General features: G+C 39.2%; 11 protein-coding genes. 4 read left to right on the plus strand and 7 right to left on the minus strand.

The features are described 5' to 3' along the window. Positions 1 to 81 precede the first annotated feature (81 nt). Entirely contained in the window at positions 82 to 2,898 is a 2,817-nt protein-coding gene (locus tag KTV93_RS03025) for a gluzincin family metallopeptidase (protein ID WP_218249858.1), read from the plus strand. 134 nt (positions 2,899 to 3,032) lie between these two features. Here the strand turns inward: KTV93_RS03025 and KTV93_RS03030 are convergent, their stop codons facing one another. Both KTV93_RS03030 and KTV93_RS03035 read right to left on the minus strand, forming a co-directional pair. Continuing rightward, positions 3,033 to 3,824: a T9SS type A sorting domain-containing protein gene (locus KTV93_RS03030; protein WP_218249859.1), complete on the minus strand. Its 792-nt coding sequence runs from the start codon at positions 3,822 to 3,824 to the stop codon at positions 3,033 to 3,035. A 102-nt stretch (positions 3,825 to 3,926) separates the two neighbouring features. Further along, the gene (locus tag KTV93_RS03035; protein WP_230259187.1) at positions 3,927 to 4,676 is read right to left on the minus strand and encodes a T9SS type A sorting domain-containing protein; all 750 of its coding nucleotides are present in this window, start codon (positions 4,674 to 4,676) and stop codon (positions 3,927 to 3,929) included. 152 nt (positions 4,677 to 4,828) lie between these two features. Here KTV93_RS03035 and KTV93_RS03040 point away from each other — a divergent pair, with 152 nt between their 5' ends. Next, entirely contained in the window at positions 4,829 to 8,062 is a 3,234-nt protein-coding gene (locus KTV93_RS03040) for a hypothetical protein (RefSeq protein WP_230259188.1), read from the plus strand. 87 nt (positions 8,063 to 8,149) lie between these two features. Here KTV93_RS03040 and KTV93_RS03045 read toward each other — a convergent pair whose 3' ends face one another. Continuing rightward, positions 8,150 to 9,346: an exo-beta-N-acetylmuramidase NamZ family protein gene (locus tag KTV93_RS03045; protein WP_230259222.1), complete on the minus strand. Its 1,197-nt coding sequence runs from the start codon at positions 9,344 to 9,346 to the stop codon at positions 8,150 to 8,152. Positions 9,347 to 9,350: 4 nt separating this feature from the next. Between KTV93_RS03045 and KTV93_RS03050 the strand changes: the two genes are divergently transcribed. Beyond that, the gene (locus tag KTV93_RS03050) at positions 9,351 to 10,580 is read left to right on the plus strand and encodes an ABC transporter permease (RefSeq protein WP_230259189.1); all 1,230 of its coding nucleotides are present in this window, start codon (positions 9,351 to 9,353) and stop codon (positions 10,578 to 10,580) included. Between the two features lie 17 nt (positions 10,581 to 10,597). Further along, positions 10,598 to 11,578, plus strand: coding sequence for a PLP-dependent cysteine synthase family protein (locus KTV93_RS03055; protein ID WP_218249862.1), 981 nt, complete (start codon positions 10,598 to 10,600; stop codon positions 11,576 to 11,578). Between the two features lie 138 nt (positions 11,579 to 11,716). Here the strand turns inward: KTV93_RS03055 and KTV93_RS03060 are convergent, their stop codons facing one another. The 4 genes from KTV93_RS03060 to KTV93_RS03075 are packed head-to-tail and all read right to left on the minus strand — an operon-like array spanning position 11,717 to position 16,965. Beyond that, positions 11,717 to 13,021 (minus strand): glycosyltransferase, encoded by a 1,305-nt coding sequence (locus KTV93_RS03060; RefSeq protein ID WP_218249863.1) that lies wholly within the window; start codon positions 13,019 to 13,021, stop codon positions 11,717 to 11,719. A gap of 6 nt (positions 13,022 to 13,027) precedes the next feature. Beyond that, positions 13,028 to 15,592 carry a YfhO family protein gene (locus KTV93_RS03065; RefSeq protein ID WP_425256097.1) on the minus strand — a complete coding sequence of 855 codons (2,565 nt, stop codon included), beginning with the start codon at positions 15,590 to 15,592 and terminating at the stop codon, positions 13,028 to 13,030. Between the two features lie 54 nt (positions 15,593 to 15,646). Beyond that, the gene (locus KTV93_RS03070) at positions 15,647 to 15,871 is read right to left on the minus strand and encodes a hypothetical protein (RefSeq protein ID WP_218249865.1); all 225 of its coding nucleotides are present in this window, start codon (positions 15,869 to 15,871) and stop codon (positions 15,647 to 15,649) included. Between the two features lie 38 nt (positions 15,872 to 15,909). Next, on the minus strand, positions 15,910 to 16,965 hold the full coding sequence (locus tag KTV93_RS03075; protein WP_218249866.1) for a DUF6263 family protein: 1,056 nt from the start codon (positions 16,963 to 16,965) through the stop codon (positions 15,910 to 15,912). Positions 16,966 to 17,005 lie beyond the last annotated feature (40 nt).

The following is a 17,005-nucleotide window of genomic DNA, read 5'->3' on the forward strand; positions in this document are numbered from 1 at the left end:
CAAAATTAATTATTATTCTCAAATAACTGATAATTAAAAGAGTTTAGAAAAAACATCATTATATTTGAGCGTTACATTACGATGAATAGAATTTTATGGGGCTTTTTACTGATCTTAAATTATGTTGCGGTTTCTGCGCAGCAGGACAGCATTTACATTGACGCCGAAATTAGGTCCAACAACAGACAGATTTCTGTAACCCAGGAAATAATTTACACCAATAACTCAGCGATCCGTCAGGATACAATCAAACTTCTGAACTGGACTGCAGCTTACAAAAACCGAAATACTCCGCTCGCCAAAAGAAAACTGGAAGACCGGAAAAATGATCTTCATTTTGCTAAAGCGAAAGACCTGGGAAACATTGAAAATCTAAAGATTAAAATTGGGAATCTGGACGCCGTAGAACCTCACGCTTTTTCTGAAAATATTTTCCTCCCACTTTCTAAAAGTTTAAAGTCCGGTGAAAAGATAAAAATATCGCTCCAATACCTTATCAATCTGCCTTCGCCAAAATTCACAGGTTACGGAAGTGACGGAAAAAAATGGATGCTGAAATACTTTTTCATTGTTCCCGACGGCTTTGAAGAACCGTCAAAAAAAGAAAGGTTTTATCTGGACATCGAAGAAAACCAAAGTCCTGGGCTTTACTGGAAAGTAAACCTTAATATTCCGCCTAACTATTCGTCGCAAAGCAATCTGAAAGAAATTCAGCCCAATTACTTTGAGGGCATACTTAAAAACGATCCCGAATTCTTAATCTCCGAGAATCATTTCCCCAAAATTACAGCCCAGGTCGACGGTGAAACCACAGCAATCGATTTCGGGTATAATCTGTCGGAAACCGAGAAACAGATTCTTGAGTTCTACCTTCCGCTACATTTAAACTTTATTAAAAGCAAAACCGGATTTCTGCCGCAGAAGATTTTCGTCACCGAAAAATTCAGAGACAACGAAAATTTTAGCGGTATCAGCGACCTTAAATTCTGGAAATTCAAATATCAACTCTTCAGTGACGCCGAGAAAAGTGATCTGAATTATTTCAGCATCCTCTCAAAAAAAAGTGTAGAACAGGCAACCATCTTCGAAAAAAGCAAGGATCACTGGCTTACGAACGGCCTGAAAACCTATCTCGAAATCGAATACGTCAACCGCTATTATAAGGAAAAGAAACTCCTGGGCGATCTTCCGGAAAACATCAATATTTTTGGATTTAAACCGCTCAAACTTTTTTATGCGTCAGACTTAAAACTTGCGGAGCGCTACGGCCTTACTTACCAGTATATCATGAACCAAAATCTGGATCAGCGGATTGCAGAGCCTTATGAAAAGCTGAGTAATTTTAACGCTAATGCAATAAGTCATTTTGAGACGGGAAGCCTGTTTTCTTTTATCGCAGAAAAAATGGGCAAGGAAAAATTTGATGATTTTCTTACCGACTATCTGCATAAAAATTCCGGGAACCAGATCGATCAAAAGGATTTCCTTGATCATTTGAGCCTGGAATCAGGTTATTCTTCGGATTTCTTTGATCCCTTTATCCAGAAGAAAAACCGTGTAAATTTTAAACTGAAAAGATACGCGAAGACTGATGATGAGTTTCAGGTTAAAATTTCTAAAAACACCGATCTGAATATTCCTTTCAAGATCGAAACCGAAACAGAAACCGGTGAAATAAAGGAATTTTGGTTTGATACGGATGATTCGAAAGACGCCAAAATTTATAATATTCCGCAATCCAACGCCGAAAAAATTGTGGTCAACAGCAATTATATATTTCCTGAAAACAATTTCCGAGACAATTACCGGTACACCAAAGGTCTGTTTGCAAATACCAAAAAGATCAAGTTAAAACTGTTTAAAGACATTCCAAACCCAGAGTTCAATGAAATTTACCTGAATCCCAGACTCAACTTCAATGCCTATGATAAGGTTTTGGTAGGTTTAAATTTCAGAAATACGTCGTTCTTTGAGCGTAAATTTAATTATTCTTTCACGCCTTATTTCAGTTCGGGAACAGGAAAACTGACGGGCTCAGGCGGTCTCGCCTACTCTTTTCAGCCTGCGGACAGTTTTTACAGAAGTCTTGATGTGGGGGTTTCAGGATCTTATTTCCATTATGATTATGATCTTACGTACCGTAAGTTTTCTGCCTTTGCAAGTTTTAATTTCACAAAAAATCCCAGAAGCGATGTCGGCAGAAGTTTAGCTTTGTCTTACAATTTTTTTGATAAAGATGTGAATCCAAAAATGTCGCAGACTGAGTACGCCAAATATAACCTCTGGAACCTTGGTTATGGCTACGCAGACCGGCGGATTATTCACGAAAAATCTTTCAGCACCAACCTTCAGTGGATGGAGGATTTCCAGAAGATTTCGGCAGAAGCGTTTTACCGCTGGGAATATGCGCAGGATAAAAAGGTAAGTTTCAGGTTCTTTGGCGGATATTTTATCACGAATAAGACGAAAAACGACCTTTTCGACTACGGAATTTCAAGGGTTTCAAATTATGCTTTTTCGTACGGTCTTTTGGGGCAGAGTGCGACCACGGGACTTTTGTCTCAACAGCTTATTCTTGCCGAGGGTGGATTTAAATCCTACGTCGGAAAATCTGCCAATCAATGGATAACTTCTGTGAATGTTGATTCCCATGTATGGCGTTGGTTTAATATTTACGCCGATGCAGGGGTATACAAAAACAGATCCCTGGACCCGAAATTCATTTGGGATTCTGGCGTAAAAGTAAAAGTAATCCCTGATTTTCTGGAGGTTTATTTCCCAATCCAGAGCTCACTCGGTTTCGAACCTTCGTTTAAAGATTACGGAAGCAGAATCCGTTTTACGCTGGTACTTAATTTCAATGCTGTTACGAATTATTTCCGGAGAGGATGGTTTTAATAAGCTTGATGTTGGATGTTGGATGTTGGATGAAAAATGCCGGGTGTTGGATGATGGGTGATGGGTGTTTGGCAACGACAATAAAACTAAAAAAAGCCGCTAAAAAGCGGCTTTCAATATTTAAATAAGAAATTTTAGTTCTTGATTACTTTTCTGCTCACTTTTGCAGATCCGTTATCAACAGTTACAATATAATTTCCTTTTGTCATTGAAGAGGTATTAATTACCTGTCCGTTATCAACTCTGTTCGAGCTTACCAAACGTCCGTCTGCTGTATAAATGTTTACAGTAGCTTTTCCTGGAAGGATTAAACGAAGTTCGTTTCCTACTACCGTATTCATTTTAACTGACTTGTCGAATGCAGAAACATCTGTAACTGCCATACTGGCTTTATCATATACCATGATATCATCAAATAGAATAACTCCGTCTCCTGAATTGTTCTCTGGATAAACTCTTAAGCCGGCTCTTAATACTGTTGCAGTTGCATTAGGTTGTGCTTCGGCAGTGAAGAATTTCCATTCTGGTGAATCTACAGAATAATCTGCGCCCTGAAGGTTGTTTGCTCCCGTATCAGTTCCAGCAGTTCCAGGTGCAGTTCTGAACTGTCCCCAATATCTGAATCTTGCCGTTGGTGTATTATCAAGATACCAACCTGTAAACACGTAAGTCTTACCTGCAGTCACAGGAATATCAGTTGTAGGACTCATTGTTCTGTTACTAGTTGCTGGTGAAGGGAGCCCGGCGGAATAGGTGCCAGAATGAGCAGTAGTAGACTGCACCATGGTAACACCTGTAGGAATAAACCAATCTGTAGGTTTACCATCTGCCCATGATTCGAAACCTGGATTAGGAACTAAATTAACCTGCGCTGTTGCAAAAGCTGCAAACGATACGACACCTAAAATTGTAAAGATTTTTTTCATTGTAATTGATTTTAATTATGTCTTTTTAAGGAGTGTAAAATTACAAAAAAAATACTTCTCAGAAGAGAAGTATTCAATGTTTAACAATTATTTTAATAATAATTATTTTTTGATAATTTTCTGTGAAACTGCTTTACCGTTTACAGTACCTGTAACGATATATGTTCCTTTAGCTAAAGAAGCAACATCCAGTGCAGTGTTTTCGTTTACAGAAGCAGATTTTACCACCTGTCCGTTCATAGACACAATCTGTACATCGGCCTTTGCTGCAAATAGAATATTGTTAGAAACAACAGTGTTTTTAACCAGGTTAGCTTTGGTTGCGTTTACATCACCAACAGCCATAGTAACAAGGTCATATTTTACGGTGAATGTTGGAATTCTTAACTGTGTATTAGAAGATCCTCCTGTATGAGCATTTTTAATCGCTAAAGAAGTTGCCGCTTCGATTCCAGTAATCGTTAAAGTAGTTCCGCTCCATGTAGCGGGAACAAATGCGCCACCGTCAACACTATAAGTAACAGCTGGTGCGTAAGCTGCTGAAAAAGCATTCACAACAAGCTCGGTGATTTTCGCACCATTTTTTGGTGTAATAGTCATGATATTACCTTCTCCTGTTGCTCTAACAGAATACATTCTGATACCATCTGCAGGATAAAAAGCGGTATTATTAGCTCCATTTGCTGCAAATGAATAGTCCAAATTGGCATCTATCGGATATACAGTTTCTGTAATATCACTCACTGTACTTGTTCCAAACTGCTCAGCTGCAACTTCTGTAACTGTAGTGGCTTGTGCATTTACCGTTACAGCTAAAACAACTGCTGCAACTAAAGAATAAAATTTCTTCATTTTTTAAAAAATTTAATAATTAATAATTTATAGTGCAAAAATACGATGTTTTTTGCTAATATCATAATTTTCATATAAATTAATTGTTAAATATACAACGTAATATCCCTAGTTCTTTTTCGTTATTTTTACACACATTTTCTCGCTTCGTTTTGGCTAAAAAAATATTCTTTTTCATCCTGATTTTCTATGCATTACCATTCTTTGATGCCCAGATTTTCACGTGGAAAAATCCTAATCTCAAAGAGGATTCTACCAAGAAAGATTCAATTCTTGCCGCTAAAATCGATAAAGATGTTTTCTCCAGAGACACTCTTGATTTCATAAGAACCCAGAATAAAATTATCGTCGACGAAGGTGTTCTTGTGAAAAATACGCGTTCACAAATCCTCGGCGACCTTAATTCCAAAGGGTCCATCATCCGCGGAATTACCTTTGGGAACAACCAGGGACAAAGTGTTCAAAGCTCCATGGATCTTCAGATTTCCGGAAAACTGTCTAAAGACGTATCGGTTCTCGCTTCGATTTCCGATCACAATCTTCCTATTCAGGCCGACGGTTACACGCAAACTCTGGAAGAATTTGACAAAATTTACATGCAGCTCAATATTAAAGATAAGTCGGTTTTGCGCGCTGGTCATTTAGATTTGCTCGATGCGAACACCTATTTCGGCAGATTTCAGCGGAGAAGCATGGGAATGCAGTTTGAAACCAGTTTCGGAAACGAAAACAAAACATTTGTGGATGTTTCGGCCGGTGTTGCAAGAAGTGAATTTCACCGCATCCGTTTTCAGGGTGTGGAGGGAAACCAGGGACCTTACCGACTTACCGGCAAAAACGGCGAGCAGTTTATTACCATCATTTCAGGTTCTGAACAGGTGTTTATCGACGGGATTTTAATGAAGCGCGGCGAAAATCAGGATTATGTCATTAATTATAACACGGGCGAAATTACTTTCACCAGTTTCAGACCGATTTTTAAACAGAATTTTATTACCATTTCCTACAATTACACGAACAGAAATTACACGCGGTTTTTGGTAACGGGCGGAATCCGGCATGAAAGGGAAAAAGCGCGGTACGGTTTCAACTGGTTTATGGAAAACGACAACAAAAACGCACCACTTTCCCTGAATTTAAGCAAGGAGGATCAGCAGATTCTAGCAGATGCCGGCAACAATCCAGATTTGATGTATGCGCCATCCGGAACGGTTACTGAATATGACGTGAATAAAATTCTGTACAAGTTAATTCAAGATCCGAGCGGGAATTATTATGAATTTTCAACCGATCAGACAGAAACTCTTTATCAGGTTGCCTTTACGTATTTTGGTCAGAATCTGGGCGATTACCGAATTAAACAGACTACCAACAACGGACGCGTTTTCGAATATGTGGGAACCAATATGGGCGAATACAAAGCTGTGCGGAAACTGCCTTCGCCACAGAAAACCCAGGTTTTTTCTGCCAATTCTGAATTTTTGCTGAAGGACGGAAAGATCGGTGCTGATGTTTCGCTGAGTAATTTTGATGTGAATCTGTTTTCATCGAAAGATTCCAATCAAAATATTGGGTATGCAGGACGTGTGTTTGGGAATAAAATGTTTACTAAAAACAACTGGAAAGGTACTCCGAGTTTTGAATTCCAGCATATCAATTCGCAGTTTCATATTCTGGACAGAATTAATGATGTCGAATTTTCCCGCGATTTCAATTTGGCGCAGGAATTCAATCAGATTACGCAAAACCGTTTTATTTTCAGCTTTTTGAATCAATGGAACAATTCTACATTTTTAAATTATAAAATCAATTATCTGGACGAAAAAGATTCTTATAGCGGAATTAAAAATGATCTGGATTTCGGCTGGATTAAAGGAAAGTTTAACACCAAAGGAAATTTTTCTTATCTCGATACGAAAGCGGTTTTTCAGGATACGAAGTTTGTAAGAAGCGGAGTGATTTCTGAATATTCTACCGAAAAAGGAAGCTGGGCGATTGGCGGAAGTATGGAGCATAACGTGAAAAACTTCAATGAAACCAATCAGCTTGATGTGACAAGTTTCAGCTGGAAAGAAGTTTTCATTCAGAAAAAAATCAGTGATTCTGCACGCACAAAACTGCTCACAAGAATGTATTTCCGTGATAACGATTCCGTTCGTAATAATTCTTTGGAAAACATGAACCATATTTTGGGAATTATGGCAGAAAGCCAAATCATTAAAACCGAGAAAACCACTTTAAACGCGCTGATTCATTACCGGAAATTTTATTATCAGAATCAGGAAGTGTCTGCCAATCTGAATCAGGATTTCGTGGTCGGAAATATTCTTTACAACCAGCAGCTTTTCAGAAACGGAATGCGTTTACAGGCTTTTTATGAGCTTGGCAACGGTCAGGAAGCGCAAAGGGAATTTCAATACATTAAAGTGACCGACGGGCAGGGCGTTTACAAATGGACCGATTATAACGGTGACGGAATACAGCAGCTTGATGAATTTGAAATCGCTGAATATGCAGATTTGGCGCAATACATCAGGGTTTATACGAATACGGTAAATTATATTCCGTCGAATAAAAACAAAATGCAGCTGGCGTTATTTGTAAATCCATCAGTTGTTTTCAACTCTGAAAATCAGTTTCTGAAGCGCTGGAATTTTAATATTTCATTGAATTCCCAGAATTCCTTTTATAAAAGAGAAAGAGTTTTAGTATTGAATCCGTTTGAAAAAAATGAAGACCAAATTCTGAAAAATCAGAACTTTCTAGCTTCCGCACAGTTTAATCCGACAGAAAAATCGGGTTGGAACGGGAATTACCGTTTTATTGCGAATGACAATTTAATCAATGCCAATTTTAGTAATGAAGAGCGTTCGCAGACATCCAATTTCCTGAATTTAGGATATTGGTTCAGCAAAGATTTCCGTGTCGACTGGGAAAATTCGCTTCACCATATTGAAAATGCATCGCAGCTTTTCAGTTCGCGGGATTATGTTCTGAATAATTTCGAAACGAAACCGATTGCGACTTATAAATTCACGGAAGCGATTCAGGCGGAACTTTCTTCAGCTTTAAGACAGAAAAAAAGAGCGGATGGCGAAGAATTCCTGAAAACCTTCGACCTTACCGGAAGTCTGCAGTGGGAAAGAAGAAAAACTTCTGTCCGTGGGAATTTTTCATTCATCAATAATGTATTTACAGGAAACAACTTTTCAATTGTCGGGAATCAGATGCTGGACGGTTTGAAGCCGGGAAAAAACCAGGTTTGGTCGGTTTTCTTACAACAGTCCATCAATTCTTTTATTCAGTTGAATGTGAATTATGAAGGCAGAAATTCGGGAGAAAGGACGATTCACATCGGATCGATGCAGGTGAAAGCGAGTTTTTAAAAATTGATGGTTGCGGGGTAATGGATGATGGATTTTAAAAAATACTGCTCTGAATGATTAAAAAATGATTTGCGGTCTTCCTAAAACTTAATCCTCGTACAAAACATATTTAGTTCTGATCTTCTGAAAATTTTCCAGACCTTTTTTCCATGACTCTTTAATTTCCTGAGCTGATTTTCCAGCGATAATCTGTTTACGCAGTTCGTCGGTTCCGGCAAGTTTATCAAAGAAAAGGTTTTTTAGAAAGAAATCCTGCGTGGGATTTTTATAGTTGCTGTAAGCCTTTAAAAGCCAGTCGATATTCAGTTCGCGTAAATCTTCGGGGTAACCGGAAAGGTTTTCGCCATAACACAGCTTACCGTTCAGGAAAGGGTCTTTCGCACCGAAATTGGGTTTCGGCGTGAATTTATAAGGTAAGTTTTTGGTCCACGGACTACCAAAAATCTGGAAAGGAAAATCGGTCCCGCGACCTACTGAAACCTGCGTCCCTTCAAAGAAACATAAACTCGGGTACAGGTTGATTGACTTTTCATTGGGAAGGTTTGGCGAAGGTTTATCCAGAACGCCATAGCGCTTTTGTTTGTGGTAGCCCAGCATCGGAATCAGGGTATATTTCGCCTGAACACCATTCTTCAGCCACCTTTCACCATTTACCATATTTCCGTATTCGCCGATCGTGAGTCCATAAACCACCGGAATGTTGTGCATTCCGACAAAACTTTTCCACTGGTCTTTCAGAACAGGTCCGTCGATATAACCGTCGTGGGGATTCGGGCGGTCGAGAACCATAACTTCTACTCCGTTTTCCGCCCCGGCTTCCATTACATACGTTAAAGTTGAAATATAGGTGTAAAAGCGCACTCCCACATCCTGAATATCAAAAAGAACAATATCAATCCCTTTCAACTGATCTGGTTTTGGTTTTTTGTTGTCTCCGTACAGAGAAATAATCGGGATTCCGGTTTTGGTATCTACTCCATTTTTCACATGTTCGCCGGCATCTGCATCCCCCCGAAAACCGTGTTCGGGAGCAAATATCGATTTAATTTTAATGTTATTTTTCACAAGGAAATCTACCAGAAATGTGCGGTCTTTCATAAGCCCCGTCTGGTTGGTTACTACTGCCACCGATTTATTTTTAAGCAGCGGCAGATAAAGTTCCGGCCGGTCCGCTCCTGTTTTAAAACAGGTTTCATCAGTATTCTGGGCAAAATTCATCTGGCTGAAACCAAAATAAATTAGCACAATCAGAAGTAAATCTTTAATTTTGGCGATTAAATTCACCGGCTTGAAATTTCCACTATATTTTTCCAAAAAAATTGCTTTTTCCAAAGATAACAAAAATAATCTTTCACGGATTATCGTGTTTATCGGCCGGCTTTCCGTGGCATTGGGAGTTATCGTTTCGCTGATTACCGTTTCTACCGGGATCGGTTCTAAAACAGCCATCAAAGAAAGAATGGCAGATTTTTCAGGGCATATTTCCATCAAATCCAAACAGTCGAATAATTCCTATAATTCATCGATTCTAAGTACTGAAGGTCTGCAGATTAAAAAAATTAAGGAGCTTCAGGATGTAGCAAGTACCCAGAAGTATGTTTCGGTAAGCGGAATTTTACGTAACGAACATAATTTTGCAGGCATCATTTATAAAGGTGTTGGTAAAGATTTTGACACTGCCCGGTTCAGGAAATTTCTTGTGGCTGGAAAAGTTCCGGAGATTACAGAAAAAAGCTTCAATAACGGGGTATGTATTTCGCAGAAAATTGCAAATGACCTTCATCTTAATGTAAAAGACAGTATCGTAGCCATTTTCTCCAAAGAAAACCAAAGTCCGCTTTACAGGAAATTTGAGGTAGTTGGCATTTACAAGACCGATATCAAGATGATTGATGACCTTTTTATTATCGGAGGAATCAATCATGCCCGGAAAATACAGGGAATGAAAGACAATGAAGTTGGCGGGATCGACGTATTTCTCAAAAACATCAATTACATTGATCGGGATGCTCCCGCAGTCGACAAGCTAGCGGGCTATAAAAACTACACTGTAAAAGCTACTGATGAATATCCGCAGATCATGGATTTCATCGCAATTTTCGACACCAATATTGCACTTATCATCATTATCATGCTTGTAGTGGTTATCATTAATATCGTGATGGTATTGCTGATTCTGATTATCGAAAGAACAAACTCCATCGGAATGCTGAAAACTCTGGGCGCGACCAACGCTCAAATCCAGACAATTTTCATCAATTACACGCTCATGATTATGGTTCCCGGACTCGTGATCGGAAATATCATCGGAATCGGCTTTCTCTTGATTCAGAAATATTTCGGAATCATCAAACTTAATCCGGAGAATTATTACCTGAGTGTGGTTCCGGTTGATTTAAACGTTTTTAATATTCTGGCGATATCATTAGGAATCCTTTTCGTATCGGCAATTGCGCTTATTTTACCGAGTTATCTCATCAGTAAAATTTCTCCGGTAAAATCTTTAAAATACAGTTAATTATAATTTAAATATATATGAAATATTCACAAAACATTCTCGAAACCATCGGAAATACGCCACTTGTAAAACTCAACAAAGTTTTGGGCGAAGATTTCCCGGCATTGGTTTTGGCGAAGGTTGAAACATTTAACCCCGGCAACTCTGTAAAAGACAGAATGGCGGTGAAAATGATTGAAGATGCAGAAAAAGACGGCAGACTGAAACCCGGCGGAACCATTATCGAAGGAACTTCAGGGAACACTGGAATGGGACTTGCCCTTGCAGCCATCGTAAAAGGTTATAAATGCATTTTCGTTACCAATTCGAAACAGTCTAAAGAAAAATGTGATATCCTGCGCGCCGTAGGTGCAGAAGTAATTGTTTGCCCAACCGACGTAAAACCCACTGATCCGCGCTCTTATTATTCAGTCTCAAAAAGACTTGCTGCAGAAACTGAAAATGGCTGGTACGTAAACCAATACGATAATTTGTCGAACCGCCAGGCGCATTATGAGCAGACTGCCCCCGAAATCTGGGATCAGACCGAAGGAAAACTTACGCATTTTGTAGCAGGTGCCGGAACAGGCGGAACGGTAACCGGATGCGGAACATTTTTTAAAGAGAGAAATGCGGACATCAAAGTAATCGGAATAGATACTTACGGTTCTATCTTGAAAGAGTTTCACGAAACAGGTGAGCTTCACTACGATCACGCATACACTTACATTACAGAAGGTATTGGCGAAGATATCATCCCTGAAAACTACGATATGACGGTTATTGACCACTTCGAAAAGGTGACTGATAAAGACGGTGCAATCTACGCCCGAAAACTGGCAAAAGAAGAAGGTATTTTCTGCGGATATTCTGCGGGAAGTGCGATTGCAGCTTTGGTTCAGATGAAAGACCAGTTCACGAAAGATGATGTAATTGTTGTGCTTTTACACGATCACGGCTCACGATATGTAGGGAAAATCTACAACGATGAGTGGATGCAGGAAATGGGTTGGTTATAAGATTTTTAGGGCGTGTCCCTCACAAAAAAAGAGCAAAACGGTGTTTTGCTCTTTTTTTTGTTCATGCCGGTCTTCGGCTCCCAATCTTTTTCCAGACGCGGCGGCTTCGCCGCCGCGTCTGGAAAAAAGGATTTCCGCCTACGCCCTCACGCGGGTTTCGGCTTCTAAAATCTCACTCAGTTTTCCAGTAAGATTCCGTCTCGAAAACTGCTCGATATTTTTTGTTTTTGAAGAAGTTATGCCAGATTTCCAGTTTTGGTATTGACTGATGAGAAAAGCTTTCAATTCCGCTGAATCCTGATAAGAAAAATGTTTCCCTGCATTCGTTTCATGCAAAATTTTCTTTACATCACTTTCCCGAGGACCGAACGAAAGGATCGGTTTTCCGGTGGCTAAATACTCAAAGATCTTTCCGGGAATAATTCCCTTTGAACTTTCATCAGGAAAATTAGTCATCAAAAGCACATCGGAACTCTGCATTTCAGCATTAGCTTCCAAATGAGAAAGATAACCTACGTTATTAAGGGAATTTTTCAGTTTTGAATTTTCGATCTCATTTAAAATTTTATCATCTACCCTACCGACAAATTTCAGTTCGAAATCATTTTTAAACTCTTCATTTTCCTGCATGATTTGGTTTAAAGTACTCCACAAAATTTCAGGATTTCGAAGCTGTTCCAGAACACCAATATAACTCAAGGTGAATTTTGGATTTTTGTGCGTGTTTCCCGTTTTATCAGAACCATCAAATCCGTTAGTAATACAGAACGCATTAGCGCCTTTTTTCCGGAAATTTTCAGCGTCAGTATAACTCGTAGCCAAAATAATATCGGCGGTTTTAAAAACTTTCTGTTCCAGACTACGATGCTTTTTATCAGATGCTTTCGTGAGTTTTAAATGTTTGTAATAGGAAATTTCTGTCCAGGGATCTCGGAAATCTGCAATCCACTTCAAATTCGGGAATTCCTTTTTCAGTTCTAGCCCAATTAAATGTACAGAATGCGGCGGACCGGTGGTTACTACAGCGTCGAAATTATTTTCTTTCAAATATTTTTTCAAATATTCTGATGATGGTTTTACCCAAAAAACGCGTGCATCAGGAATAAAGAAATTCCCCCGCACCCAGATTGAAAGTTTTGATTTCCAACTTTGGTTTTTACCGACATCGAATTGTCCGGCCTTGAATTTTTTGTTGTCTTTCCCAAACAGTTCGGCAATCTGATAAGGTTCCCAGATTTTGGTTCTGATGATTTCCAGGTTTTTTGAAACGTCACTTTGTAAAGATTCATCAACAATTGGGTAACTTGGATTTTCAGGAATAAATACAGTGGGTTTCCAGCCGAAATCAGGTAAATATTTTACAAATTTTAACCACCGCTGTACTCCCGGTCCACCCGCAGGCGGCCAGTAATAGGTGATGATTAAGATTTTTTTATCTTTCATTTGAACTTAAATGTTCTCCAAATTTTTGTCTTCTCTTTTGCGGTACAGCACAAAAATTCCAGCTAAACTCAGAACTAAGAAAATTGCAAACGCAATCATCGAAATCACTTTTCCGGTTTGAATAACGGCAGGTTCAAAAATCATTTTCACCGTATGATTACCCGCCGGAATGTGAACCGCTCTCAGCAAGTAATTCGCTTTAATATAATGAACTTCCTGATCATCAATGAACATTTTCCAGCCTTTTGGATAGTAGATTTCCGAAAAAACCGCTAACTGTGGAGTCTTCGACTGTGTTTTAAACTCAAGTTCGTTAGGTTGGTATTTTGTGAGATTCATAACCGCGGCAGGATCAGGCTGCATTGCTTTTCCTTCAAAATATTTTTTGTCATCTTTAGAAATCACCGCGATCTTCTTGGTATCAACTTCACCGATTTGTTTAATTTCCTCGTTAGGAGAATTAACAAATTTGAGTTCAGATACAAACCATGCATTCCCATTTGACTGTGGATTTACCACAGCTTCAGGATTTTCCGGACCTCCGAAAATCATGTATTTTGTATTCAGCATATTGAGAATTCTAGGCACCCTAACGGTATCTGTACGGCTGAAATATTCGTTGATCAGATCATCATAACGCCGCAATTTCACGGCGTGATAACCACCAATAGAAGATTTAAAGTAAGAAGTATTCGTCTCACTAAACGTTCCCAAAACCTGGTTGTAAATCCTGTAATGCGTTTTGTCTTTTTCAGCGATCAGTTCTAAAGTTTTATTTACGTTGGCGTTGGCCAAAAGGGTCTGCAGATTTCGGTTTTCGCCAACCTTCTGCATGAGAAGTTCTGAATTTTCTGTCTGGAAAGGGTTTTCGGTAAAGGTTTTATCGATGAAGTTTTCGTTGTTCAGATATCTTTTATTTACGCTCCACAAATCAAAAAGACTTATCAAACCAATAATCACAATAGCGATATTCTGATTAAGTTTTTTCTTCAGTCCCATATATAAAACCGCTGCAGTTACAGCTACATAAATAATCGCTTTAATTGCATCAATCCTGAACATTTTAAGGCGTTCTTCAACTAAGAAATCAAGCAAAAATGGCGGCAGATACGCTTTTTCATTATCTGTATGAAAACCTAAAACAGATTTACCGAAAATCAACAGTAAAAGCGTGATTCCCAAAACCGCTCCGCCTACGTAAGTTAAAATTTTCTTCTTGTAATCCTCAGTTAAAATATTCTCTGAACTGGTTTCCGAATCAACATCAGAATTGAAAAACCGGTATAATCCGACCATTGCAATCAAAGGAAACAGCAGTTCTACCACAACCAAAATAGAACTTGGCGCCCTGAATTTATTATAGAAAGGAACGAAATCGATAAACAGATCCGACACGATCATAAAATTACTTCCCCACGCCAGGAAAACAGTTAGAACTGAAGCTCCCAGAATCCAGTAACGGTATTTTTTCCACGCAAAGAAAAAACCAAGAACCGCAAGGAAAACAACCACAGCTCCCTGATAAGCCGGTCCCGAAGTTCCCGGCTGTTCGCCCCAGTAGGTCAGCGAACCGAAACCTCTGGAAATACGGTCCATTTCCTCCTGCGAAGAAACGTTTTCCTGAACCAGTTCCTGCACCCGGTTCATCATCCTTTCGGAACCTTCTTCGGTGCTGGAACCGCCCATTAATCTTGGGATAAAAAGGTTTAGCGTTTCCAGTTTCCCATAGCTCCACATCAGCATGCTTTCTTTGTCCATGCCTGATTTTCCGGAGGTATGACTGTCATTATCCAATATTTGTTTACCACGAACGGTTTCGGTGACATATTCTGAATTGGCCATTAACCGCTGAGAGTTCATTCCAACACCAAGCAGGAATGCGAATGCTAAAATCGCGGAAGCGATTCCGAAATGTTTCCAGTCGGTTTTTCCCTGAACCGCACGCACCAATTCGGAAATAAATAAAAATCCAAGCGCGATAAAGAGATAGTAAGTCATTTGTGGGTGGTTAGCAGCGATCTGAAGCCCCATAAACAAAGCGGTTACAATGAAACCGATGATGTATTTCTTTCGGATGTAAACGAGTAGAATTCCGGCAAGGAGCGGCGCAAAATAAGCGACGGTATGAATTTTTCCGTTATGACCTGCAGCAAGTGCAATATAAAAATAAGTAGAAAGACCGAAAAAAGTTGCTCCCAAAAGGGCGTACTTCCAATTGCGCACCGCGACCATCCCAAGAAGAAAGAACCCTGAGAAAAGCAGGAAAATATAATTGGCAGGTTTAGGTAAAAAATTCAGTAAATCGTCAACTTTTTTAATGATATCGCCCCGGAACTGCGCACCCATCTGATAAGTCGGCATTCCGCCGAACATGGAGTCGCTCCAATAAGTTTCTCTGCCATTTTGCGCACGGTAATCCAGCAATTCCTTGGCCCCGCCTTTGTACTGCACAATATCATGCTGAAAGAGCTGCTTGCCCGTAAGAACTGGGTTTGCATAAACCAAAGCCAGAATGATAAAAACAATAATACTTCCAGCGATAAATATGAGTTTTCTGTTTTTTGCCATAATAAATGTCATCAATAAAAACCCTTTCAAAAATATAAATTTCAAAAGGGCTGTGTTTTATTTTTCTTTGTCTTTATTTTCTTTTACTTCTTCGTAATCAACCGTTTCAGCGTCCCACTTTATCTTGGAATCCAGATTTTTATTCGTTTTCTGGGATTGAGTTTTACTTTTATTCTCGGGCCTTGGAAATTTGTAAAAGGCGGAGAAAAACATTCTCTTTAAAATATTCCAGAGAAAAAAAATGATGATGGTTGTGAGAATTAATTCTAAAATATACTTCATTGTTTATCGCGAATAAGATATGAGCAATTCACCGTCTACTATTTGAGTGGATTTACTTCTACCGTTGAATTTGAAACACTTTTCATCGTTTGCGACTGCTTCCCGTCTGAAAGCGTTTCGGATTGGGTGGTTTTTACGGAAATCGTTTGGTTTTTGATCCAGCCGGTATTTTGGTCCAACGTGATTATTCCATTTTGGGAAAGTTCAGAACTCATGCTTCGGGTAACTCCTTCCTGGGTTTTCTTATCAGATTTTTTTGGAATTCCCCCTGTAACTGCAATTACTGCTGCACCGTCACCTACACTTTTCAACATATAGGTTGTGGTAAGTTTAATTTTACCATCCGGGGTCGCATTTTCACTTTGAGACCATTTATCGCCAATTTTCACGCCTTTTGCTGGCAGTAAAAGCAGATTTTTAGTAAACTGATCTTTCAGAATTTTTTCGTTAAAGCTTTCTTTAAAACTGTTTACAAACGCGGTTTTCTGCTTGGCATCTTTAATCACACTTCCCACAGAAGCAGCTATTTTACTGTAAACTGCATCGAACCCTGTAATTGAAATTACCTTTCCGTCCTCACCCATTTTCATATTGAGTTTGTTCCCTACAAGTGCTTTGTTTACTTTCCACATCATTTTCAACTGTTCGTCTGCAGGTTCCGCAAGTTTGGTATCTACGGCCACCGTTTTTCCGTTAGCTGACTGTGCGTTTCTTTTGCTTACCAAATTAATGGTAATGTCATAAATACCGTTTTCGGATTTATTTACAGTAAAGGACATTTCATCGGTACTTTCGCTTGTTCCGCTCTGGGATTTACCATCTGGCGCGGTCATCGTCTGTACGTCTTTCTGATACGTTTTCAGCGGATAAGTTTTGCCAACTTCCAGCTTAAAAGACTGAGTATAGAGCCCCAAAGAATCCTTAATGGCTGCAGCAGCTACATTTGTTTTTTCAATTTTTGCGGAGTCTTCCACAGGAACTTCGACAGTAACAGTTTTTCCGGTTGCGGGATCAACTTTTGTAATAGTTTGCGTTTCTTTTTTACAAGAAACAAGAGCTATAGAAATGAGCGCCAGCGCTGTAATTTTCTTCATTAAATTTATATTAATTATGTATTCTGAGGAAATTTTTAAC

Source organism: Kaistella faecalis, from assembly GCF_019195395.1.
In the GTDB taxonomy this organism is placed as follows: domain Bacteria; phylum Bacteroidota; class Bacteroidia; order Flavobacteriales; family Weeksellaceae; genus Kaistella; species Kaistella faecalis.